The following is a 21,855-nucleotide window of genomic DNA, read 5'->3' as shown; positions in this document are numbered from 1 at the left end:
CCCTATCCCTTTCGGCACGCGGGGGCCGGGGTGGCGATGCCGTTTACGGCTCATCCTCCGCACCAGACCCCCACGGAGCAGGGGGAGGAGGCGGCGGAGGTATCGTCCTTAGGAACTTCTCCTCCGGGGCTAGCGTTGACGTGAGTGGCGGGGCCGGAGGTGCCTACCGCCCCTGCACTGGATGTTCTCCGTTTTCGGCCAATCACCAAGGTGAACCCGGCGCATCAGGGGTAAATATGACCGTATCGGAAAGCGCCTTTGCCCCTTGGCCCTCCTACAGGAGTTGCTTCTCGGTGTCTGGGACCGTTTATCACGACCGGGAGCCCAACGGCCTCAAGGGCCCAGGGGAGGACTGGACGGACGGCGCCACGGTCTACGTCAAGCTCTTCTCGGGGACGAACCTGGTGGCCTCCGCCCAGGTGAACCCGGGAAGCGGGGCCTTCACCTTCCAGGGAATAGCCCCAGGGAGCTACACCCTGGTGCTGGACACGAACAGCAACGCCGCCGACACCACCCCCACGCCTCCGGCGGGCTGGCTCTTCATCAACCCCGCCACGGGGAGCCTGGCCGTGAACGTGAGCGGCGACACGCAAGGCCTCCTCTTCGGCCTCTTCCGCGGCTTCGTGGTGGAGGGCCGGGTCTTCCTGGACAATGGCCTTTCGGGCGGGAGCGCCAACGACGCCCTCCAAAACGGGGGCGAAAGGGGTGTGGGGAACGTGGAGGTGCGGGCCACGGATGGGAGCAACACCCGCACCACGCTCACGGACGGAAACGGCTACTATCGGCTCTACATTCCCGCCGCCTGGGGCAACGTCACCCTTTCCCACCCCTTGCGCCCCGCCACGGGCTGGAACGACGGGAGCACGGCGCAGAAGGTAACGGGCTGGCAGGACGCCACGGGCGCCGCCTCCTCCGGGGCGGTTGCGGTCCTGGGAAGCGCCGCAAGCCTCGCCGGCACCACCCTCAGCCGCAACTTCGGGGTGGTGCGGGATAGCCGCTTCTACCCGGACGGGTCAGGCCAGACCACCTCCCCCGGCACCCACACCTTCGCCCACACCTACACCCCGGGCACCCTGGGTACGGTGACCCTGAGCGCCGCCAACGCCCCCCGCTACGCCTACCAGGTGCGCCTGGACGCCAACTGCGACGGGGTCTTCGGCCCCGGGGAGGACTGGCAAGCCCTGCCCTACACCTTCGGCGTGGGGCCTTCCTGGCCCCGGGAGGCGGACGGGAGCCTGAAGGCGTGCGCCCTCGAGGTCCGGGCCCTCGTCCCCGCCGGGGAGCCCGCCGGGGCGGTGGACATCCTCCTCCTGCGCTCCGCCCTCGCCTGGAGCAACAACCCGGCCGTGGCGGAGCCCGACGGGGTCACGGACACCCTGCAGGTGACGGGGGGCGAGGTGCGGCTTACCAAGCGGGTGCGGAACGTGACCCAAAACGGCTCCTTCGGGAACACGGCCCAGGGTAGGCCTGGGGACGTTCTGGAGTACTGCATCGCCTACCAGAACCTGGGGACGGCACCCGTCACGGGCTTTACCCTCACGGACCCCGTGCCCTTCTTCACCGATGCGCTTCCCAACGTGCCGGACTACAGCAACCGGGCCATCCGCTGGGCCCACGGGGCAAGCACCCTCCACCTCACCGCCCAGAGCGGGGACGATGCGGGGGAGGTCCAAGGGGGGTTGGTGCGCGTCCAGGTGGGGAACGTGGGCCCGGGGGAAGGGGGGGAGGTCTGCTACCGGGCGAGGATCCGCTAGGAGCTCGCCAGGCTCATGAGGGCCTCGGGGTAGGGCGCAAAGAGGGCCTGGTCCAGGAGGTAGCGCTCGTCTTGGCGCAGGGCCCAGGAGCGGAGGAGGGCGAGGGGGGCCTCGAGGGGCACCCGCTCCTCCCGGAAGCCGGAAAGGAGCCCGAGGAAGTGCGCCTTTTCCTTGGGGGTCAAGGCCTTCTTGAAGTAGCCAAAGGCGTGGAGGAGGGCGTCCGCCATGGGGCCCAAGCGGAAGGGAAGCCGCGTGGCGAGGAGGAAGCCCTCCTCGTAGGCCCGGAGCACCTCGGAAAAGGGCCTCCCCTTGGCCTCGGCAAGGAGCCGCCCGAGACGGCGCGCCCCGCCTTGGTGGTAGGCGAGGAGGAGCAGCTTGTAGCGGGCGTGGAAGGCCATGAGGCCCGCCAGGTCCGCCATCCGGCGGAGCCTCGCCAGGGCGAAGATGCGGGTGAAGAAGTGGGCGCGGATGCGGGCGCTGGAAAGCCGCCCCTCGTCCTCCTTGGGCAGGAGGGGGAAGGCCTTCTCCACCGCCTCAGCAAAGAGGCCCGGGCCCCGGCCCACCACCCCGCCCTCCTCCGCCCGGGCATAGACCTTAGCGTCCTTCAGGGCGCAGGTGGGGGAGCGGTTTTTCAGAATAAACCCCTCCACCGGACCCAAGCCCCCAAGGAAGCGCTCGCTGAAGGCCCGCATCCTCTCCGTGAGGTCCTCCCCCGTCCGGGGCTGGACCATCCTCGAGCCCCCCTCCCCCCGCACCAGGCGCACCGTGGGCCTCGGCACCCCGAGGCCGATCTCCACCTCCGGGCAGACGGGAACGAAGTCCACATGCTCCCTCAGGGCCGCCACCACCTTGTCGGGGATGAGCTCCCCGGAGTAGCGCACGGCGGCGAAGCCCAGGCAGGCGCTCACCACCAGGCGGGGCTTGGGCCAAGAACCTTCCACAGACCCATCCTAGCCCGCCCCAAGCCCCTTCCCTGTAGGGGGGAAAACAAACCCTGCCCCCTTTTGGGGGGCAGGGGTTTCCCGCAGGCTAGTCAAACTTGTTCTGCTGCAGGAAGCTCGCCGTCTGCTGCACCGAGGGGATGGCCCCCGCCACCTTGCGGATGGCGGCCCGGGTGCCCTTGTACCAGGGGATAGTGGTCTTGGGATCGGTGTAGCCGGAAACTAGGGAGTTGGAGGTGCCCCGCCAGTGGTACATGACGAGGAAGAGCATCCCCGGCTTCACGGCATCCGTGACGTACACAACGAAGGTCCCGTTCCCCTCCTCGTTGTAGACCTCCACCAGGTCCCCGGACTGGAGGCCTAGGCGCTTGGCGTCCTCGGGGTTCACCTCCACGTAGGGGAGGGGCAGGGCCATGGCCTTCTCCGGCAGGTGCCGATCGTGGTAGGCGGTCTGCCAGATGGTCTGGGCCCGGCCGGTGGTGACCCAGAAGGGGTACTTCTGCGCCTTCTCCCCTTCCAGGTACTTGGCCACCTCCTGCGGGTAGCCCTCCCAGTCGTCCGTGCCGTACCACTTGAACTTGCCGTCTTCGGTGCCGAACTTGTAGGTGTAGCGGCGCACCGTGCCCACGAGCTTCCCGGTCTTGGGGTCGCGGCGCACGGGGGTCTGGATGCCCTTTTGGCCCAGCTCCTTCAGGAGCTTGTAGGTGACGCCCTTGTAGTTCTCCGCCTCCAGCTTGGCCTCGTCCTCCTCGCTCACGCGGTTGTCGGCAAACTCCTCGGCCCCCGCCAGGAAGACGTCCTCGTCCGTCCGCCAGTTCTTGCCGAACTCAAACTTGGCAGCCTCCTGGTGCTTACCCTCCGCCCGGTAGAGCTCGGCGATGCGCAGGCCCACCCACTTGAAGATCTCCCAGTCGGGCTTGGCCTCCCCGGGCGGGTCCATGAACTTCTCGTAGAGGCGGAGGAGGCGGCTATTGCAGTTGATGGAGGTTTCGTTGGCCTCGCCCCAGCCGGCGGCGGGCAGGATGAGGTGGGCGTCCCGGGCGGTTTCCGTCATGTAGATGTCCTGGACCACCAGGAAGAGGGCGTCGGGATCCTTGTAGAGGATATCCAGGATCTTCTGCACCCTTTCCTGGATGGTCCCGGGCTCCCCGCCCTCGCCCAGGGCCTTGGTGAGCTTCTCCGTGCGCTCGTGGATCCGCTTGCGGAAGACCTGGTTGTTGGGCGTGGAGAGGTAGGGGTCGTTGGCGATCACCCAGTAGAACTTGCCTTTACCGTCGGTGAGGAACTTGTCCACGTTCACCGGGGGCCCGCCGCGGTAGATGGAGCCGGGCGTGGGGGCGGGAGGACGCACGTACCCCTCCTGGTGCCCGCCCTGACGGCCGCACCCGGTGCCGGGGCGGCCGATGTTGTGGGTGAGGACGGCGAGCTGCACGATGGCCGCCACCTGGTCGTAGTTCTTCATGTTCCAGATGATGCCCTTCTCGTAGATGGTGAGGGTGCGGCGCTTGAACCGGCCCGCCTTGGGCTTGGCAATCCAGTCGGCGGCCTTCTCAATCTGGGCACGGGGCACACCCGTGATGCGCTCCACCTCCCGCATGAACTCGGCGTAGGGTACCCCGAGCTTGAGGCTTTTTTGCTTGTACTCCTCAAAGAGGGCCATGTCCGTGCGGGCCTGGAGGTAAGCCATATCGTAATAGCCCCGTTCCCAGACCACGCGGGCGATGGCGTTGGCCAGGATGTAATCCGTGCCCAGGTTGGGCTGGAGGAGCATGACCCGGTCGGGAGCCACCTGGGCCGCCAGGGTGTAGGAGCTCGTCTTCCTGGGGTCAATGACGATCATGTACCCGGGCTCGGCGGGCTCCCCCCGCTCAAAAGCCGCCTGTTTCTCCGCCACCGTGGCCCCTTGCAGGTTGGGGAGCATGTGCTCCACGTAGAAGACTGTGGCGGTTTCGTAGGAGTTGGCCCCCCAGAGGACGATGGTGTCGGCCAGGCGGGCGTCCTCGTAGGTGTAGTTGAGCTCGTGCACGCCCCGCTCCCGGCTACCCCAGACCTCGGAGTTGTAGGCCGGGCGGTTGTGGATGGCGATGTGCTTCACGGACAGGGCGGAGAAGAAGAGCTTGCCGGCGGCGTAGTTGTCCTCAAAGCCCTGGCCTGAGCCCCCGTGGTCGTAGCACTTCACGGCGATGTTGTCGTCGTTGCCGTCCCGATCGCGAATGCCCTTGATGACCCCGGCCATGAGGGTGAGGGCGTCCTGCCAGGTGATGGCCTGGAACTGGTCCCCCACCCGGAGGAGAGGATAGGTGAGGCGGTCTTGGGTGCCCCGGTCCAGGCTCCACACCGTGAGGGCGTTGGTACCGCCCCGGATGGAGTAGTCGCCCCGGTTGATGGGGCTGTCCTTGGCGGGGACGATGACCACGTGGTACTGGCGGCCGTCCTTGCCCACGGTGATGGCGTGCATGGTTTCGGTGTAGCTCTGCCCGGCGAGGGGCGGCTGGGGGCTCGTGAAGTCCAGGCCAAAGGCGTTCTGGTTGGGCTTAGGGCCGCCCTGCTCGCCCACGGGCCAGACGTACACCTTGTAGCCGCACCCCACATTGCAGTACTGGCAGACCTGGTTGTAGACCTTGGCGTTTTTCGGGGGAATGGGGAGCTGGTCCTTGCGAGGGATAAGCGCCATCCTTCACCTCCTAGACATTCTTCACCCGGCCCCAGATGAGGCCTTGCACCGCCACGGCGTAGATGTCCCCCTTGCCGTCAATGCGCAAGGGGATCTGCGGGAGCCAGGAGCTGGCCAGGCCCTGGTAGGTCTGGCCCGCCTTGGCGGGGTCAAACATGGAGTAGTGGCACCGGCAGATAAAGCGCCCCTTCTCGTACTGCACGGGGCAGCCCATGTGGGTGCAAAGGGCGGAGAAGGCCACGATGTCCCGGTCCTTCCCTACCCCGCCCAAGGCCGGCCGGCCCAGCTTCACCAGGATGGCGGGGGCCGAGGCGTCCGGGTAGTTGAAGGTGATGGGCTCCCCCGTCCGCACCTGGGCGACGTTGGCCACCTTCACCGCCGGGTAGGTGAGGCTTGGGGCGTACCAGAGCTGGGCCTTGCCCCCGGCGGCGAAAAGGGCGGTGGCTGCCGCCGAGAGCTGCACAAACCGCCTACGGGTTAATGTTTGCGTCATATGGCTTACCTCCTCCCTTGCTTTTTGCGATTGAACGATATCAAACGGATGGGACATTTGTCAATAGGACGGCCCCATTCCGAAATACCCACCAGGGGTATGCCTTATGCCCGTCTGGGGGCTACCGGCACTTTGGTTGCCCCCATGCTTATGGGAGGCACAGGACCTTGCTAAACTATGAACAGTATGCGCAAGAAGGATCTCTTGGAAAGCCGCCTATTGGCCCTAGCCCACCCGGCGCGGGTGGCCATGGTACGGCTGCTCGCCGAGCTTCCGGACGAGCACACCGCCCGCGACCCCCGGTGCGGCACTGCCTTTGGCGTTTGCTTCTGCCACCTGAAGGAGAGGACGGGCCTTTCTGGGCCCACGGTGAGCCACCACCTGAAGATCCTGCGGGAAGCGGGCCTGGTGGAGGGGATACGGGTGGGCCGCTGGACCTATTTCCGCCTGCGGCCGGGGGCCCTCGAGGGCCTCGCCCAGGAACTCCTGGCCCTGGCGCGCCAGGCGGAACGGACGCTGGAGCGGGCGGTGTAGGGGACTCCCTCCCCTTCCACCCAGCCTGCCCTGCGCAAAAACGCCTAGGGGTGCTTCCCCCAGAGGGGGTTGTAGGCTACCGCCCAGCCTGGCCGGCCCCGGCCCACGTTGAAGGCGGCAAAAAAGGCCCAGCCGCCCACGAAAAGGCCCAAAAGGACCAGAAGGGCCCCAACCCCAAGGGCCGGTATCGGGAGGGCCACCTCCCCGGACCCCTCCACCCTAGCCCAAACCGGGGCTAGGGCCCAGAGGCCCACGCCAAACCCCACCGCCATCAGCCCCACGCCCGCCCAGATCCAGGCCCAGGCCCTTTGGTAGCGCCTCCGGGCCTCTTGCCACCCCTCGAGGGCCTCCTCCGGAGGGTAGAGGAGGCCGTTGAGCCAGGCGGGGCCGCTGGCCGTGGCGAGGTAGCGGGATAGCCCCGGGTGTTCCCGCCAGGAAAGGCCCAGGTGTCTAAGGAGCCGGTCCCACCCGGGAAGGTCCAGGGGCAAGGGGAGGGCCCCGGTGCGGAAGCGCAGGCGGAAGAGGGGCCCCTTCTGCCAGGGAGGGGCCAGGTGGAGCCTAAAGCGCTGGAGAGCCTGGGGCCGCTCCTCCAGCCAGGTCCAGGAGCCCAAGGGGTCCTCGAGGCCCAAAAACTCCCCCTTGGGGTAGAAGGCCCCGCCCACCCGCACCCCATCCGGCAGAAGCTCCACCCGGAGGCGCCTCCGCCTTAGGGGCTCCCACCCGGTGCGGAGGAGGTAAAAGGCGCCCACTCCCGCCCCCAGGAGGGCGAGGAGGGCGAGGAAGCCCCCGCCCGCAAGCCCCGCCCAAAGGAGGAGGGCCAAGCCCAGGATGCCGCCCAAGAGGCGAAGAAGGGCCGCCCGGATTTGCCAGGGGTGGTAGGCGAGCACCATCCCCCTTAGCGCCTCCAGGTGCCGGGAAGGCCGGAAAGGCTTTCCTCTAGCTGCCGCCAACCCTCCTGGCGGAGAAGCTCCTCCAGCCGGCTTCCCCGGTCCACCGCCCCCACCAGGCCGCCGAAGACCGGTTCCCGCCAGAAGGTCCCCGTGCGGAAGGACTCCTTGTAGACCTTGAACACCTCCCCGGTGCTCGGATCCCGCACGTAGGTTTGGTCCGAAAGGAGGTTGGTCCAGCTACGCCGCATCCAGGCGTTGAACTCTTCCCCCTGGCGCACCATGGCCAAAACCCTCCGGGTTTCCTCATCGCTCGCCTGGCGGGCCCTCAGGGCCTCGAGCCAGGGCCACTCCGGATGGGCCCGGATCCCCAGGAGAAAGCCATGGAACGCGGGAAGGTTCTGGGCCAGGGCGGAAGGGGTTCCCTCCCGCAGGATGACCTCCAGCCGCACCTGGCACAACCCGCTCGCCGCCCCCCAGTCCGCCTGCTGGCTCGCCAGGACATCGCCCCGGAAGTAGGCCTCGCGGGAAAGCCCCCCTGACCGCGCCTCCAGGATGTGGTCCCACCTGGCTCGGACCCACTGGCCCCCGCGCGGCATCTGCATGAGATAGCTGTCCATCTGCGCCTCCTCCGCCGCCCTAAGCTCCTCGAGGCGGCGGGCGATGCGGCCACTGGGTGAGGGGGAAGGCTCTAGCTTCACCACCTGCCAAGCCTGGCCTCGTTCCTGCCCCCAGAGCTGCACCAAGAGTTGCGCCACCTCCTCGGGCCTCGTGGGGCAGAGGAAGCCAGAAAGGAGACCCTTCTGCCAATTCCAGCCCAAAATGGTGGAAGCGTTGCCCCCCATGCCCGTCTGCACGCCGGACGCCACCAGGAAGAGCACGTCCTTCCGATGCAGAACCCCAGGACCCTGGAGGGTGTAGGCCAGCTGGCGGAGGGAAGGCCCCTCGCCCGTGGGCACCAGCGCTCCCTGAAAGGTATAGCCCTTGGGGACCTTCACCGAGAAGGCCTCCATGCCCAAAAGGGGGTCGTAAACCTTCTGCACCCCGTAGGCCATGCGGGCATCCGGAGGGAGAAACTCCAAGGAGCGTAGAACCTGGTAAGCGCGGCTTCGCACCCCAGGGCTTGCGCCCGCGGGAAGGTAAACGCTAACCGCTAGGACCTGCCGGTCGCCGGGCAAGAGGAGGTGGGCCGCCTCGTAGGTGAGGCCGCCGAAAAAAGGGTCCCGGAAGGCCTCAAGGGGTAGGTTGGGGGCCAGGCGGTAGGGGTAGGCCAGGCCCTGCGCCAAAAGGAGAAGCCCCCCTGGCACGCCCTTGAAGAAAAGGCGGGGCTTGCCCTTCGCCATGGCCTGCGCCTCCTGCAAAAGGGGGGCCACCGCCTCCCGGGGGGCCTTTAGGGGCATTCCCCGGACGAGGAGGAAGGCCTCGAGGTCCCCCACCACTAGGCCATAGTCCCGCACGCTCACGCTGTAGCCCGTAGGCAGGAAAAGGGAAAACCCATGCAGAGCATCCCGGAAGGTTTCGCCTCCCTGACCCCGCGCCAAGCCTCCCCACAGGCCTACAAACAGAAGCAGCCCAAGGAACCTCAAACCCTGCAAGCCCTTCCACCAAAGGAAGGGCGCCGCTAGGCGGGTATAGGGGCAAGCGGGCCACCTCATCTCTCCTCCCCACTCAGACCGCCACCCATGTAGGCGTAAAACTCCTGCCAGCTTTCCAGGAACATGAGCAGGAACGCCACGATGGCCCTGTCCGTCACACCTCCTTCCAGCAGCAGGTCCGCCTCCAGCACGGGGTAAAACCCCTCGTCCAGGTAGGCCCGGCTGAAGCGGTACTCCCGGTTCCACGCCAGGACCTTGGCGATGTGGTTCAAGGAAGGACCCTCGGCCAAATCGGGCCGGACCTTGAGGAGAAGGCTTTGGCAACGGGGCTCCCTCCCCTGGCAGTCCGCCAGGAAAAGGCGGAACTTCTGCCCCTCCACCTCCACCTCGTACTCCACGGAAACTCCCCAGTTGAAGACCTGCTGGTACTTCCAGCCCAAAGACCCGAGAAGCCCCTCCATGCCCTGGGGGGTGATTTCCGTGCGCACCTCCTGGCCCAGGACAGGGGCCAGGAGGGCCATTCCGGCCAGGGCCCACCGCATCAGCGCACCTCCAATAGTGGGATAGCGCGTACAGGGGTTTTGCCGCTTCGTATAGGACGCAAGGTTTGGGTAGGCCAGACCCACTCAAGGAGCTGAAGCGACTGCGCCAAGGCCGGTTTCAGCAAAGCCTTTACATCGTCAAAGGGCCTCATCTGCCCACCTAGGGGCGTACAGTACCGGAGAGGTGCAAGCGGAAGACCTCGGCCCGGTAGCGGATGGTAGCCTCTTGGCTGCTGGCGGCGTCCCCGCTAATCTGGGCACCCACGTAGAAGCGCCTGCTCGCCACCGCCTGAACCTGCTCGGGACTCAGGTTGGCCTGGCCCTCCACGCACACCCCTCCGCTGGTGAGCCCCGCCACGTCCTTGGTACCCTGGGCGACCAAGTTCTCCTGTCTGAAGAAGCCTGCCTCGTTTCCTCCGAGGTAAGCGGCGTAGGTCAGCGAGCCGCTGAAGGTTGCCCCAGGTGTCTCCGAGGTGAAGCAGACCCGGTACTCGAGGCTCGCCCCCGAAAGGCTAACCCGGCTATCCGGGGTATACGAAACGGGATGGGGCCCGATGGTTTTGGGGTTCGGGTCAATGCCCCCAGCCCGCACCTGAAACGTGCCCTCCAAAAAGTCTCCCGGCAATCCCTGTTCCAACAGGTTGAGGGTGTAGTTGAAGGGGAAGCTGCAGGCCCCAAGGGCCATAGCCAAAAGCCAAACCGCTTTCCTCCACATCGGATACCTCCTTTCACCCCTCACCCTAGCTGCCTGCCCTTACACAATCCTTAAACGCCAAACGCCCCCCTCCCCCCTCCGGGCCTCCGCCAGAGGGTTGTACCGGACCGCCCATCCCCGATGGCCGCCCAGGCCGAAGAGCCTGTGCCAAAGGAAAAGCCAAGCCAAAAGGGAAAGGGCGAGGCAGAAGAGACCCAGGTAGCCCAAGGGAGAGTTGGCGTCCCACGCCACCAGCGCCACCCCCAGGAGGAAGATGGCAGTTACCCCCCAGAGCCACCCCATTTCCCGCCGGTACTGCGCCCGGGCTTGCTCCCACACCGGCAGGACCTCCTCCGGGGGGTGGAGGAGGCCGTTGAGCCAGCCCATCCCCCGGGCCTCGCTCAGGTAAAGGGCAAGCCCCGGGTGCTCGGTCCAGTCCTGGCCCAGGTGCTTTAGGAGCCGGTCCCAACCCGGGAGGTCCAAGGGAAGAGGAAGCTTCTCCCCGAAGTCCAGCCGGAAGGGATGGAGGGGGCCCCAGGGCTTGGTGGGGCCAAAAGGGCCCACAAGGCCCCGGAAGGCCCCCTTGGGGTAGTACCGTAGTACCGCCCCCAGTACCGGATCCCCTCGGGCTCCAGGACCACCTCGAGGCCCGCCCGAAGCAGGGGAGCCACCCCTGTCCGGTAGACGTAAAGGGGCGCGAAGACGAGAACCCCCACCCCAAGGGCCCAGGCCCAAGCCTCCCCTTCCCGTACCAAGAGCCAAACGAGCCAAAGCACCCAAAGGGCGGCCCCGCCCCCGAGGAGGAGCCGGAGGAGGGCCGCCCGCACCTGCCAGGGATGGTACCGCAGGGTTTCCATCAGGGCCTCCTCCGTTTGGGTCTAGCACGCACGTCAAAAAGCACTTCCCGTTCCGGACCCCTAGAGAGGGGGAAGAGGGAAGGCGCGGCAAAGGTCTAGAACGGACAATCCCCCCAAGCCAAGTGGCCCCTCCCCTTTCCCTGACCCCTAGGGGTCCTCAAGCGCTATCCTGCCCAGGGCGGCTTACATATCCCTTAAACGCCCTGGGCCCTGTGCCTCTTTCGCCTCGAGGGCTCCACGGGAAGGGGGCTGCTCTCTAGATAGACCTTCCTAACCCTTACTTCCTAGAAAGGGGGTTGGAACGGCCGAGGGCAGGCTCGAGGCCACCCAGTAGCGGGATTTGACCGCCCCGCCCCCCTACACCCGGAAGACCTTGGGCGGCAAAAACGCCCGGAGGACTAGCCCGCCGGGCCTGGCCTCCCCCTTTAGCCAAGCCACCCCACCCTTCTTAAAGGCCAAGCGCTCGTAAACCATCTCCTCCACGGAAGCCCCCATGAGGTCCCCGAAGAGGAGCAGGGCCAACAGGGCCGAGAGGAAGGGCTCGTGCCCCACCAAAGCCACCCTCCCCTCCTGGGGCAACTCGTCCAGAAGCGCCCGGCCAGGAGGGCCCAGGAGGTGCGGCGTGAGGCGGACCTCTCCGCCAAGGCCTTCGGCGAGGAGGCTTGCGGTTTCCAAGGCCCGCCGCTTGGGGCTCGTGAGGATCAGGTTCAGGGAAACCCCAAGCGCCTTCAAGCCCCGGACCACCTTGCGAAAGCGCCGCACGCCTTTGGGGGCTAGGGGCCGCTCGTCGTCCGCCTTTTCCCCTTCCCCTTCAGGCGGCAAGGCCAGGGCGTGGCGGACCAGGAAAAGCTCCATGCCCCAATCTACCCGAGCGGGCGCTGGGCATCGTGGCGGCCTCCCCAAAGGATGCGCTCCCCCTCAGGAAGGAGGAGGAAGCCGTTGCGGTCGTCCCTTATCTGCCGCTTCAGGACCTTGAGCACCTTGCGTTTCGCCTCCTTGTCCAATACGGGGAAAAGGAGCTCAAATCGGTTGTAAACTACCCTAACCAAGCGCTTTTGCGCTCTGGTTAGGGCTTTCCGAGGAAAGCCGATGGAGAGACGATACCCTCAGAATCTGGGCCGGTTTACAACGGCCCATGCCCTTCGAGCCTGCTCTCCGGGCAATGTTGTGCGCCGCCACCCAGTCGGCGTTGTGCTGGAAGCCACACCGCTGACACCGGAAAAGGGCCTGGCTCCTGCGGTTCTCCCTGGCCGTGTGGCCGCACCGGGGGCATTCCTGGCTGGTATACTTGGGATCAACGGCTACCACCTGAACTCCCTTGAGCGCCGCCTTATACTCCAAAAGGGAGCGCAGGCGGGCATAGGGCCAGAGGTTATGCAGGTGCCTTTCCTTAGCCCCTCGCTTGGTAGTTCGTTCTCTGAGACCCGTCAGGTCTTCTATCGCCAGGATGTCCCCAGGCTCCAGGCTGTCCACGATCCGCCTCGTCAGGGTGTGCAGGGCATGTTTTACAAAGCGGGCCTCCCTTCCCGTAAGCCGTGCCCAAAGGCGCTTCACCCCTTTGGTGCGTTCGGAAGGGCAATCCAGCTTGCTCCGTACTTCGGCCCGCTTCTCCAGGTAGTGCAAGCGCTTCCCCTTGAGGAAGCCGCCGGAAAACTGCACCCCGGTGGAGAGGGTAGCGAGCGCCTTCTGTCCCAGGTCAACCCCTACCACCTTGCCCTCACCGCTAGGGGGCTCAGGGGTTTCTATGCGGAGATAAAGGTGGATGTACCATTTACCCCTCGGCCCTTTGGTGAGCACCCCGCCTTGGACGCTCTTAGCCCGTTGCAGAAGGTCCCGCTGGTAGTTGCCCAGCTTCATCGGGATGACCATCCGGCCAGATACCGTGGTCAGCGAAACCGACTCACCCCGCAGGGACAGGGTGCGCTGGTCAAAGGTACAGGAGGTGGGTCGGTAGAACTTGGCCCGACTACCCTTCTTTCGGGCCACACGGAAGATAGCTTGTATCGCCAGGTTGGCCGAGAGTCCCATCGCCCGGAGGTCCCGGTAAACCAGACGTTGCAACCTGAACTTGCGAAACTCCCCCTTCTCTTTAGCTATCCTAAGGGCATGGTTGCAACCCTTAGTAAACAGTTGCACCGTGGCCTCCAATGCCGCCTCTTGTGCGGCGGTAGGCTTGAGGGTGCAACGAAGGGTGAGGGTCTGCACAAACAAAGTATAGCAAGGTGAGTGGGTTTAGCCGCCTTGCGGCGGCTTGGGGCTCTACCTCCCCGACCAACCACTACCGCAGTATGGTCGGGGACTCTTGCCCCAGACCCCGGTTGTTGAAAGTTCCGGGGCATGGCGTCGGCGCTGGTGAGGTAGACCTTCCAGGCGCCCCCCGCCCGGAAAGCGGCCACCCGGGCGTGTTCCAGGAAGCGGGCCACCAGGCTTTTGGCGTGGAAAGCGGGGTGGAGTAGGGTCAGGGTGCTCCGCACCAGAAGGTCCACCCGGGCCCCCGCCTCCGCCGCCTCCACCAGGGCGGAGAGCACCTCGGGGTCGGTAAGGTGGTTGAACTTGAGGATTACCCGGCCCTTGGGATGGGCCTCCGCCAGGATGGACTCCACCAGGAGGGTCCGGATGGCCTCCCCCGTGCGCAACAGGGCGAGGCCGGGGAAACTCCCCTCCCGCACAGCACGGAAGAAGGCGTGGACGTCCCGCACCACCTCCTCCCGGGCGGTGAAGAGGGAAAAGTCCGTGTAGAGCCGCCCATTCTGCGGGTTGTAGTTGCCGGTGCCCAGATGGACGAAGCCCCCTTCCCGGGTCAAGAGGAGCAGGGCCTTGGCGTGAACCTTGCGCTCGGAAAGGGGTAGCACCTCCACCCCCGCCCTCAGGAAACGCAGGTACCACCGGAGGTTCTGCAACTCGTCAAACCGGGCCCGTCCTTCCAGGAGCACATGCACCCGCTTTCCCCGCCGGGCCGCTTCCAGGAGGGCCTCCGCCAAGGGGTTTTCCTCCCCGATGCGGTAAAGGGTGGCGTAGACCTCCACCACCCCGGGGAGGAGGGCCGCCTCGGCGAACCGTTCCACGGCGCCGTAGTCCTCAAAGGGGTGGTAGAGGAGGAGGTCTTCTTGCCGCAATCGCCCTAGGGGGTTTTTCAGGAAGGCCTTGGGGCGGGCAGGCTTAAGGGGAGGAAAACGCCACCCTGAAGGCCCCGCCTCCACTAGGGTTTCCACCAGGGTGAGGTTCAGGGGCGGGGGAAGCCGGAACACCTCCTCGGGGAGAAGGTCCAGGCCCTGGCGTAGGCCCTCGAGCCAGGCCTCCGGGAAGCCCTCCTCGGCCACCAGGAGGGTGGGCACCCCCTCCTGCCGCCCCTCGAGGGCCTGGGCCAACTCATCCCAGTCCGCCCGGGCCCGCTCGCTTTCCAAAAGGCGCAAGACCCGGAACTCGTACAAGGGCGCCTCCTCGGGCAGGAAGAGGTCGCTCCGCGCCCGCACCAAGGCCCCAAGCCGCACGAAGGTACCCTCCCTTCCCGGCACCGGGAGGAGGCGGGGCAGGTCCTGGGGAAGCCGCACCAAGTGCTTGGGCGAGGCGAAGTAAAGGGCCCCGTGGGAGAGGTCGCCCACCGCCTCCCACGGGATGAGGTCCGTGCGGGGGGCCACCACCTCCGCCAGATAGACGCGGAAGTACATCCAGTCCAGCTCGTCCAGGGCCTCGGCGGCGAGGACCTGGAGCGTTGGGGCCGCTTCCTTGAGAAGGGCGCAGTAGCGCTTCGCCGCATAGAGGGACTGGGCCCTCGCCTCTTCCAAAAGGGCCAGGTGGGCCGCATCCCCGCGCCCCTTCAGAAAGATCTTGGCGATGCGGGCTGCGAAGAACTCGTCCAGGTTGCGGTTCCAGATGGCAAGAAAGCGAAATCTCTCCAGAAGGGGAAAGTCGGGTCGCTCGCTTTGCCGGAGCACCCTCCGGTTAAACTGGAGCCAGCTCGCTTCGGGGAGGAGGCGCATTTGCTACAGATTACGCCAGCTTTAGATCAGGAGGAGGTCAAGGAGCGTTCCTTGGCGGTCTTGGACCTGGGCTCGGGAACCTTTCGCCTGGTGGTCTACCGCTACCGGCCTGGGGCGTACTACCTCCTGGCGGACGAGCTAAGGGAGGCGGTGGCCTTGGGGGAAGGGCTTGCGGGGGGGCGCATCGTGGAAGAGGCCCTAGCCCGGGGCCGGAAGGCCCTCCGGGCCTTCGCCGATTTCCTCCGGGCCTCCCCCGTGGACGAGGTGGTGGTCCTGGCCACGAGCGCCATCCGGGACGCCGAAAACGGGCACCTGGTCCTGGAGGAGGCTTGGCGGTTGGGCCTCCGGGCCCAGGTGGTGCCGGGGGAGGAGGAGGCCCGCCTGGGGGTCCTGGCGGTGGCCAACGGCCTTTTCCTGGAGGACGCCCTGGTGGTGGACCAAGGGGGAGGAAGCGCCCAGGTTTCCCGCATGGAAGGCCGCCGCTTCCGCCAGGGGAAGGCCTTACCCTTCGGGGCCCTCCGGCTCACGGAGGCCTTCCTCCATAGCGACCCGCCAAGCCACAAGGAGGTGCGCGCTTTGGAGAAGGCGGTGGCCAAGGCGCTTCGGGGCTTGGGGCTACCGGAGGGTTTACCCCTCGTGGGCCTAGGCGGCAACCTCCGGGCCATCGCCCGCCTCCACGCCAAGGGGCGGGACTACCCCTGGGAACACCTCCACGGCTACTTCCTGCCCCGGGAGGGGTTGGAAGCGCTTTACGAGAAGGTCCTGCGCCTTCCCCTAAAGGACCGGGCCGAGCTTCCCGGCCTCCAGCCCGACCGGGCCCGCACCCTGCCCGCCTCCTTGGCCTTCCTCCGGGCGCTCCTCGCCTATTTCCAAGCCCCGGGGCTTTGGGTCAGCGGGATGGGCATCCGGGAAGGGGCCTTCTTCACCCGGTTCCTGCCGCCACCCCACCTCCTTCCCAACCCCCGGGCCTTCGCCGTGGAAAGCCTCTTCCGCCGCTACCCCTTCTCCGAAGCCCACCGGGACCGGGTGAAGGCCCTGGCCCTGGCGCTTTTCGCCGGGCTTGCCCCCTTGCACCGCCTGGGAGAGGAGGAAAAGCGCCTCCTTTCGGAAGCCGCCCATCTGCACGATATCGGCATGCACCTGGGCTACCACGACCACCACAAGCACGGGGCCTACCTGGTCTTCTCTGAGCCCCTTTTGGGCTTCCGGCACCGGGAGCAGGCCCTCCTGGGCCTCCTGGTGCGCTACCACCGCCGGGGCGACCCCTCTCCCGGGGCCCTAAAGCCCCTCCTGGAGCGGGGAGACGCCAAGCGCCTCCTAAGGCTTTCCGCCCTGTTGCGCCTCGCCGAGATGCTGGAGCGCACCCGCTCGGGCCGGGTGCGGGGGGTGAGGGTGGAGCTTGGGGAAAGGGTTCGCCTTCTCCTCGAGGCCGCGGAGGACCCTTGGGTGGAGCGGGTAGAGGCGGAAAAGCAGGCGGGGCTTTTTCAGAAGGCCTTTGGCTTGGCCTTGGAGGTGCGGTGGGCGGGGGAGTGAAGGGGTCTCGGCCCTTTGAGCTCTCATCCCCTTCCCTACCCCTGTGCCAGTTGCCGGGGAAGACTTCCAAGCACCCGCACCGCCACGCCCCGCAAAGAAGGAGGCCAAGTGGGTGCGCCCGGGTTTCCTGAGGGGCCGGAAGACCGTGTGGACCCAGGTGGTGGTAGCCTGGAGGAGAGGGTTGTGGGTTCGCATACCTTACACAACCCCCCTCTTTGTTTCCCTTTGTCAAGCCCCTACGGACCAAAGTGATTAGAGCTCAGGGGAGGCACCCCTAGACAAATGTTCTCAAATTTGCTAACCTATGGTGTCCCGGAGGTCCCACCCCCCCGGGATTCGGGAAAAGGAGGTAGAGGATTAGCGGGAAGCTTGTCCCTCCTCGGTACCGGGAAATCCGGCGGGTTTTGCGGCGGGAAGGCTTTGTCCCGATGCCCAAGCGGGGCAAGGGGGACCACGAGGTTTGGAAACACCCAGATGGCCGCCTCGTGGTCCTGGATCCCGGCAAGGATCCACCCCCTTTGGGGACGTTCAAGCGGATTTTGCAGATGGCGGGGCTATCGGAGGACCTCTTCCGGAAGGGCGGCGGCCAAAGGGGCAAAGGGTAGGGGAGAGGGGGGCTTCGGCCCCCCTTTTGGGAGAAGGATGAGAAGAGAAGGCGCATATCCGTGCTTTTTGGAAAGGGATGGGACGGGAAGGTGGGCAGGGTTCGCCTTGGACCTGCCCGTGGCCGTGTGGGGGAAGGTTTCCCCTGAGGAGGTGGAGCGGAGCCTAGCCCGGGGCTTGGCCCTGGCCCTTGTGGAGCTCAAGGAGGAGGGGAGGGCTCTTCCTCCGCCCGGGCGCGCCCTGCGCCCCGAAGAGGAGGCGGAGCGGGAGCGGGAAGGCTACTTCTTGAGCTACGTGACCCCTGCCCCCGTGAACCCCGTGAGCCTGGAACTGAGGCGGTCCCTGAAGGCCTCGGGCCTCACCGCCCGGGAGGTGGCCCGGCGCATGGGGACCACCCCTTCTGCGGTGTCCCGCCTGCTGGATCCCTTCTACTTCGGGCACAGCCTGGACACGCTCCGCCGCTTCGCCGAGGCCGTGGGGGGAGAGGTGGAGGTGCGGGTACGAGTTTAGAGTTTAGGGGCGTGGGCCCACCCAAGCGGGATAACCCTAGGGCATGGGAGATACCCAAAGCCGTCGCCGCTAAGAAACAGGCCTGGAAGCGGTGGGGGGCGAGAAAACAGGGTCCCTACTCCGGTGGAGGCCTTATGCGGCCCTTACGAGGAAAGGTCTCCGCCTGCGCCGGGGTCTCCGTCCCCCGGGCCTACGACAGGGAGAAATCCCCTGGAGGGCCTGGAGGCTTGTACCCCCCTTTACCCCCTGGGGGTAGCTCACTGCGTCCAATACCTCAAAGCCTCTTCAAAAGGGGACTAGGGTAGTGTCCACCCAGAAGCACCAAGTCCTCTCCCAAGTGGCGCTCCCGATTTGCCTCTGCACGTAGACCTCGTACCCTGCCCCCGGGGTCGGGGGCTCGTGGGGGATGATTACAAGGGCGCTGCAGCCCTTTCTCAAAACTTGCACCCCTCGTATATCCCGCATAAACGCTCATCTCCCACACCTATCCCCAGAGAGGAAGGCTAGAGCCTGAGAAGCGAGAACTCCCGCGTGGAGACCCGTGCCACCAGCTCAGGAAAGACCCCCCTCACCGCCTCCCTCTCCGCCTGGCCGTGGCCCTGGGGGAGGAGGGCTTTGAGGGATGCCCCCAGGTGAGGGCTTGGCGGGATGGCCATGGGTAGGGGTTGGGCTGGGGGTATAGCACCCGTCATCAGAGCCTTTTTCAAGGGGTCACGGCAGATAAGTATCCCCCTGGGTGCACAAGTGGATGGTTTTGAGGTCCGCAACGGCGTACCGGCCGCTATTGTTTCAAGTCCAGGGAGAGGTGGCAACTTGGGCTAAACTAAACCCGTGGATCCCATTCCCCTCCTCCACAGGGTGCGTCCTGGGCATCGCCTTAAGGGACTGGTGCCCGGGGAAAGCGTTCATGTGGAGCACGTGCGCCCCCTCGAGGGCGCCCTGCAGATCACCTACCGCAACGCCCAAGGCGAGCTGGGCGAGGCCCTCCTCTACCCCGAGGACCTCGCCCAGCTCGTGGTGGAGGAGGCGCCCCGCTTCCCCCTAGACGCCCCCGGGGACCTCTTCCGCCTGGCGGCGGAGGCCAAGCGGATCCGCCTGGCCTACCTCTTTGACCCCTTCATGGCCGTCCACAGCTCCCTGGTGGAGCCCTTGCCCCACCAGATAGAGGCGGTTTATGGCCACATGCTCCCCAAAAACCCCTTGCGCTTCCTCCTCGCCGACGACCCGGGAGCGGGGAAGACCATCATGGCGGGGCTCTTCATGCGGGAACTGGCCCTACGGGGGGCTTTGGAGCGGGCCCTCGTGGTGGCCCCGGGGGCCTTGGTCTTGCAGTGGCAGGAAGAGCTTTGGGAAAAGTTCCGCCTGCCGTTTGAGGTCCTCTCCCGCCAACGCCTGGAAACCGCCCGCGAGAACCCTTTCCGGGAGCACGGCTACTGGATCGCCCGCATGGACCAGCTGGCCCGCTTTCCCGAGGTGGCGGAAAAGGCCCTCGAGGTGGACTGGGACCTGGTGGTGGTGGACGAGGCCCACAAGATGGCCGCCACCTACTACGGCCTCGAGGTCAAGGCCACGCGCCGGTACCGCCTGGGCGAGCGCCTCTCCGAAAAGGCCCGCCACTTCCTCCTCCTCACCGCCACCCCCCACCGGGGAAAGGAGGAGGACTTCCGGCTTTTCCTCTCCCTTTTGGATCCCGACCGCTTTAGGGGCAAGCCTCGGCCCAATAGCCCCGCCTTGAACACCGAAGGGCTTTGGCTAAGGCGACAGAAGGAAGACCTGGTCCGCTTTGACGGCACCCCCCTCTTCCCCGAGCGGCGAGCCTACACCGTGGGCTACGCCCTCTCCCCCCAGGAGATGGAGCTCTACGAGGCGGTGACCGCCTACGTCCGGGAGGAGATGAACCGGGCCGAAGCGCTGGAGGAAGGGCAGCGCCGCACCGTGGGCTTCGCCCTCACCCTGCTCCAGCGCCGCCTGGCCAGCAGCCCCCTGGCCATCGCCCGCTCCCTAAGCCGGCGCCGGAAGCGCCTCGAGGCCCGCCGGGAAGAGGTGAAGCAGGGTCTCGCCCTGCGGTTCCCAGTCCTGGAGGAGGAGGACCTGGAGGAGCTGGAGGAGTTCCCCAGCGAGGAGCTGGAAGGGGCTCCTGCGGTCCTGGACCAGGCCACCGCCGCCCGCACCCTGGCCGAGCTGGAGATGGAAATCGCTACCCTCAAGCGCCTGGAGGCCATGGCCCAAGCCCTTCTCAGGGAGGAACAGGACCGCAAGTGGCAGGAGCTTAGAAGCCTCCTGGAAACCGACCGCATCCGGGGGCACAAGCTCATCCTCTTTACGGAACACAAGGACACCCTGGACTACCTGGAAAAGAGGCTCGCCCGCTACCTGGGCCGTCCCGAGGCCCTCGTGAGCATCCACGGGGGGCTTTCCCGGGAGGAGCGCCGCCTGCGGCAGGCCCGCTTCACCCAGGACCGGGAAGCCCTCATCCTCATCGCCACGGACGCCGCTGGGGAAGGGGTGAACCTCCAACAGGCCCACCTCCTCATCAACTACGACCTGCCTTGGAACCCGGCCCGCCTGGAGCAACGCTTTGGCCGCATCCACCGCATCGGGCAGACCGAGGTCTGCCACATGTGGAACCTGGTGGCGGAGAACACCCGGGAAGGCGAGGTCTACCTGCGCCTCCTGCGCAAACTGGAGGAGGCGAGCGCCGCCCTAGGGGGCAAGGTCTTTGACGTGCTGGGCAAGCTCTTCCAGGAAACGCCCCTCCGGGACCTCCTCCTCGAGGCCATCCGCTACGGGGAAGACCCCGAGGTGCGGGCCCGCCTATTCCAGAAGGTGGAGGGGGCCGTGGACCCGAAACACCTGGAAACCCTCCTGGAAAACGCCCTGGCCACAGAGGTGCTGGACCCTAGGCGGCTTGCGGAACTCCGGCTGGAGATGGAGCGGGCCGAGGCCCGCAAGCTCCAGCCCCACTACCTCTCCAGCTTCTTCCAGGAGGCCCTCACCCGCTTGGGGGGCACCGTCCACCGCCGGGAGGGGGCCCGGATGGAGGTGAGCTTCGTCCCGGCACGGGTGCGCCAGGCCCGGCCCGGGATCCTGCGGAGCTACACCCGGGTGACCTTCCACAAGGACCAGGTGGCCTGGCCCGGAAAGCCCGTGGCCGACTTCCTCACCCCGGGGCATCCCCTCCTCGAGGCCCTCCTGGACGCCGCCTTGGCCGAGTGGGGCGGGTACCTGGAGCGGGGCACCGTCCTGGTGGACGAAAACGCCACCACCCCCCGCCTCATCCTGGCCTTGGAGCACGAGGTGCAGGACGCCAAGGGGCCCGTATCCCGCCGCTTCCTCTACCTGAGCCTGACCCCAGGGGGCGAGGTGCGAGAAGAAGGCCCCGCCCCTTACCTGGACCTGCGCCCGGCCTCGGAGGAGGAGCGGGAGAACGCCTTGTCCCTCCTGGAGAAGTTTGACCTTGCCTCCCTCTTGGAGAAGGCCGAGGCGTACGCCGCAGGCCACCTTGCCCGCAAGCACCTGGAAGAGGTTCGCCGCTTCCGCCAGGTGGAGGTGGACCGCACGCTAAAGGCGGTGAAGGATAGGCTCTTGTCGGAAATCTACCACTTGGACCAGCGGGCCCATGAAGAACACGAGCGGGCCCAAAAGGGGAAAGCTGGCGCTGCCGGCCGGGCGGAAGCGTTCCGGCGCATGGCGGATGAGTTGCGGGAGCGGCTACGCCGAAGGGAGGAGGAGTTGGAAAAAGCCCGCCACCTGCGCTCCCTCCCCCCTCGGCTCTCCCAGGCCATCCTGGTGGTGCCGCCCTTCTCCCAGGCCCTGCAAGCCCCTGAGGAAGACGTCCGCCAACACCTGGAGCGCATCGCCGTGGAGGCGGTCCTTTGGGCCGAGCGAAGCATGGGGCACGAGCCGGAGGAGATGCCCCCAGGCTACCCGGGCTACGACGTGGAGTCCCGCACCCCGGACGGGCACCTGCGCCTCCTGGAGGTGAAGGCCAAGGGCCCCGGCTCAGAAGTGGTCACCCTCTCCCGCACCCAGATCCTCACCGCCCTCAACAAGCGGGAAAACTGGTACCTGGTGGTGGTGGAAACGGATGGGCAGAGGGCCTTGCGCATCCACTACGTCCCTCCCTTCATGGGTGAGCCCGACTTCGCCGCAACCAGCGTCTCCTACGACCTCAAACAGGTCCTGGGTCGGGCGGTGCGGGTGGTGGAGGTGGCGAAATGATACGCCCGTATAGCAGGCTCCGAGCTTGTTATACAAA

Annotated in this window: 20 protein-coding genes; 6 read left to right on the top strand and 14 right to left on the bottom strand. The window is 66.6% G+C overall.

The features are described 5' to 3' along the window. Positions 1–236 precede the first annotated feature (236 nt). Positions 237–1,754 carry a hypothetical protein gene (locus LXN00_RS09945; protein WP_234507830.1) on the top strand — a complete coding sequence of 506 codons (1,518 nt, stop codon included), beginning with the start codon at positions 237–239 and terminating at the stop codon, positions 1,752–1,754. Here the strand turns inward: LXN00_RS09945 and LXN00_RS09940 are convergent. From LXN00_RS09940 to LXN00_RS09930, 3 genes are all read right to left on the bottom strand, one after another. Next, entirely contained in the window at positions 1,751–2,695 is a 945-nt protein-coding gene (locus LXN00_RS09940; RefSeq protein WP_234507828.1) for a YbgA family protein, read from the bottom strand. The genes LXN00_RS09945 and LXN00_RS09940 overlap by 4 nt on opposite strands. An 88-nt stretch (positions 2,696–2,783) precedes the next feature. Beyond that, positions 2,784–5,369 (bottom strand): arsenate reductase (azurin) large subunit, encoded by a 2,586-nt coding sequence (locus LXN00_RS09935; RefSeq protein ID WP_234507826.1) that lies wholly within the window; start codon positions 5,367–5,369, stop codon positions 2,784–2,786. A gap of 10 nt (positions 5,370–5,379) precedes the next feature. Next, positions 5,380–5,862 (bottom strand): arsenate reductase (azurin) small subunit, encoded by a 483-nt coding sequence (locus tag LXN00_RS09930; protein ID WP_234507824.1) that lies wholly within the window; start codon positions 5,860–5,862, stop codon positions 5,380–5,382. Positions 5,863–6,048: 186 nt separating this feature from the next. On the opposite strand from LXN00_RS09930, the gene LXN00_RS09925 reads away from it, so the two are divergent. Next, a complete protein-coding gene (locus tag LXN00_RS09925) occupies positions 6,049–6,396 on the top strand; it encodes an ArsR/SmtB family transcription factor (protein ID WP_234507823.1) in 348 nt (115 codons plus the stop codon). Positions 6,397–6,440: 44 nt separating this feature from the next. On the opposite strand, the gene LXN00_RS09920 is transcribed toward LXN00_RS09925, so the two are convergent. From LXN00_RS09920 to LXN00_RS09875, 10 genes are all read right to left on the bottom strand, one after another. Continuing rightward, positions 6,441–7,286: a hypothetical protein gene (locus LXN00_RS09920; RefSeq protein ID WP_234507821.1), complete on the bottom strand. Its 846-nt coding sequence runs from the start codon at positions 7,284–7,286 to the stop codon at positions 6,441–6,443. Between the two features lie 5 nt (positions 7,287–7,291). After that, positions 7,292–8,824, bottom strand: a complete 1,533-nt coding sequence (locus tag LXN00_RS09915) for a hypothetical protein (RefSeq protein ID WP_234507819.1) — start codon at positions 8,822–8,824, stop codon at positions 7,292–7,294. A gap of 110 nt (positions 8,825–8,934) precedes the next feature. Beyond that, entirely contained in the window at positions 8,935–9,420 is a 486-nt protein-coding gene (locus tag LXN00_RS09910) for a YbjN domain-containing protein (protein ID WP_234507817.1), read from the bottom strand. Positions 9,421–9,580: 160 nt separating this feature from the next. Continuing rightward, on the bottom strand, positions 9,581–10,135 hold the full coding sequence (locus tag LXN00_RS09905) for a hypothetical protein (RefSeq protein WP_234507815.1): 555 nt from the start codon (positions 10,133–10,135) through the stop codon (positions 9,581–9,583). A 39-nt stretch (positions 10,136–10,174) separates the two neighbouring features. Beyond that, positions 10,175–10,597, bottom strand: coding sequence for a hypothetical protein (locus LXN00_RS09900; protein ID WP_234507814.1), 423 nt, complete (start codon positions 10,595–10,597; stop codon positions 10,175–10,177). Then, positions 10,567–10,971, bottom strand: a complete 405-nt coding sequence (locus LXN00_RS09895; RefSeq protein ID WP_234507812.1) for a hypothetical protein — start codon at positions 10,969–10,971, stop codon at positions 10,567–10,569. The genes LXN00_RS09900 and LXN00_RS09895 overlap by 31 nt, the downstream gene beginning before the upstream one ends. Before the next feature lie 357 nt (positions 10,972–11,328). Further along, positions 11,329–11,826, bottom strand: coding sequence for a SixA phosphatase family protein (locus LXN00_RS09890; protein WP_234507810.1), 498 nt, complete (start codon positions 11,824–11,826; stop codon positions 11,329–11,331). 8 nt (positions 11,827–11,834) lie between these two features. Beyond that, positions 11,835–12,020, bottom strand: coding sequence for a polyphosphate kinase (locus LXN00_RS09885; protein WP_234507808.1), 186 nt, complete (start codon positions 12,018–12,020; stop codon positions 11,835–11,837). Next, complete coding sequence (locus LXN00_RS09880) at positions 12,013–13,176, bottom strand: RNA-guided endonuclease InsQ/TnpB family protein (RefSeq protein ID WP_234507806.1); 1,164 nt, start codon at positions 13,174–13,176, stop codon at positions 12,013–12,015. Before LXN00_RS09880 ends, LXN00_RS09885 begins: the two co-directional genes overlap by 8 nt. After that, positions 13,065–14,951: a phospholipase D-like domain-containing protein gene (locus tag LXN00_RS09875; RefSeq protein ID WP_234507804.1), complete on the bottom strand. Its 1,887-nt coding sequence runs from the start codon at positions 14,949–14,951 to the stop codon at positions 13,065–13,067. The genes LXN00_RS09880 and LXN00_RS09875 overlap by 112 nt, the downstream gene beginning before the upstream one ends. Here LXN00_RS09875 and LXN00_RS09870 point away from each other — a divergent pair, their 5' ends adjacent. From LXN00_RS09870 to LXN00_RS09860, 3 genes are all read left to right on the top strand, one after another. Then, a complete protein-coding gene (locus LXN00_RS09870) occupies positions 14,952–16,484 on the top strand; it encodes a Ppx/GppA family phosphatase (RefSeq protein WP_234507803.1) in 1,533 nt (510 codons plus the stop codon). 356 nt (positions 16,485–16,840) lie between these two features. Further along, on the top strand, positions 16,841–17,089 hold the full coding sequence (locus LXN00_RS09865) for a type II toxin-antitoxin system HicA family toxin (protein ID WP_326491141.1): 249 nt from the start codon (positions 16,841–16,843) through the stop codon (positions 17,087–17,089). A 67-nt stretch (positions 17,090–17,156) separates the two neighbouring features. Next, on the top strand, positions 17,157–17,597 hold the full coding sequence (locus LXN00_RS09860; RefSeq protein WP_234507801.1) for a type II toxin-antitoxin system HicB family antitoxin: 441 nt from the start codon (positions 17,157–17,159) through the stop codon (positions 17,595–17,597). A gap of 503 nt (positions 17,598–18,100) precedes the next feature. Here the strand turns inward: LXN00_RS09860 and LXN00_RS09855 are convergent. Further along, on the bottom strand, positions 18,101–18,289 hold the full coding sequence (locus LXN00_RS09855; protein WP_234507800.1) for a hypothetical protein: 189 nt from the start codon (positions 18,287–18,289) through the stop codon (positions 18,101–18,103). Between the two features lie 139 nt (positions 18,290–18,428). Between LXN00_RS09855 and LXN00_RS09850 the strand changes: the two genes are divergently transcribed. Then, positions 18,429–21,818 (top strand): helicase-related protein, encoded by a 3,390-nt coding sequence (locus tag LXN00_RS09850; RefSeq protein ID WP_234507799.1) that lies wholly within the window; start codon positions 18,429–18,431, stop codon positions 21,816–21,818. The last annotated feature ends 37 nt before the right edge of the window (positions 21,819–21,855 follow it).

It is taken from the genome of Thermus brockianus, assembly GCF_021462505.1.
Classification (GTDB): Bacteria; Deinococcota; Deinococci; order Deinococcales; family Thermaceae; genus Thermus; species Thermus hydrothermalis.
Note: the sequence above shows the minus strand (reverse complement) of the source record. Positions and strands in the feature narration are given on the sequence as shown.

What these genes read in the sequence shown, in the direction of transcription:
- LXN00_RS09905 (WP_234507815.1), bottom strand. Translation starts at nt 10,135, where the DNA reads ATGTGGAGGAAAGCGGTTTGGCTTTTGGCTATGGCCCTTGGGGCCTGC.
- LXN00_RS09920 (WP_234507821.1), bottom strand. Translation starts at nt 7,286, where the DNA reads ATGGTGCTCGCCTACCACCCCTGGCAAATCCGGGCGGCCCTTCTTCGC.
- LXN00_RS09875 (WP_234507804.1), bottom strand. Translation starts at nt 14,951, where the DNA reads ATGCGCCTCCTCCCCGAAGCGAGCTGGCTCCAGTTTAACCGGAGGGTG.
- LXN00_RS09895 (WP_234507812.1), bottom strand. Translation starts at nt 10,971, where the DNA reads ATGGAAACCCTGCGGTACCATCCCTGGCAGGTGCGGGCGGCCCTCCTC.
- LXN00_RS09930 (WP_234507824.1), bottom strand. Translation starts at nt 5,862, where the DNA reads ATGACGCAAACATTAACCCGTAGGCGGTTTGTGCAGCTCTCGGCGGCA.
- LXN00_RS09910 (WP_234507817.1), bottom strand. Translation starts at nt 9,420, where the DNA reads ATGCGGTGGGCCCTGGCCGGAATGGCCCTCCTGGCCCCTGTCCTGGGC.
- LXN00_RS09855 (WP_234507800.1), bottom strand. Translation starts at nt 18,289, where the DNA reads ATGACGGGTGCTATACCCCCAGCCCAACCCCTACCCATGGCCATCCCG.
- LXN00_RS09935 (WP_234507826.1), bottom strand. Translation starts at nt 5,369, where the DNA reads ATGGCGCTTATCCCTCGCAAGGACCAGCTCCCCATTCCCCCGAAAAAC.
- LXN00_RS09945 (WP_234507830.1), top strand. Translation starts at nt 237, where the DNA reads ATGACCGTATCGGAAAGCGCCTTTGCCCCTTGGCCCTCCTACAGGAGT.
- LXN00_RS09925 (WP_234507823.1), top strand. Translation starts at nt 6,049, where the DNA reads ATGCGCAAGAAGGATCTCTTGGAAAGCCGCCTATTGGCCCTAGCCCAC.
- LXN00_RS09890 (WP_234507810.1), bottom strand. Translation starts at nt 11,826, where the DNA reads ATGGAGCTTTTCCTGGTCCGCCACGCCCTGGCCTTGCCGCCTGAAGGG.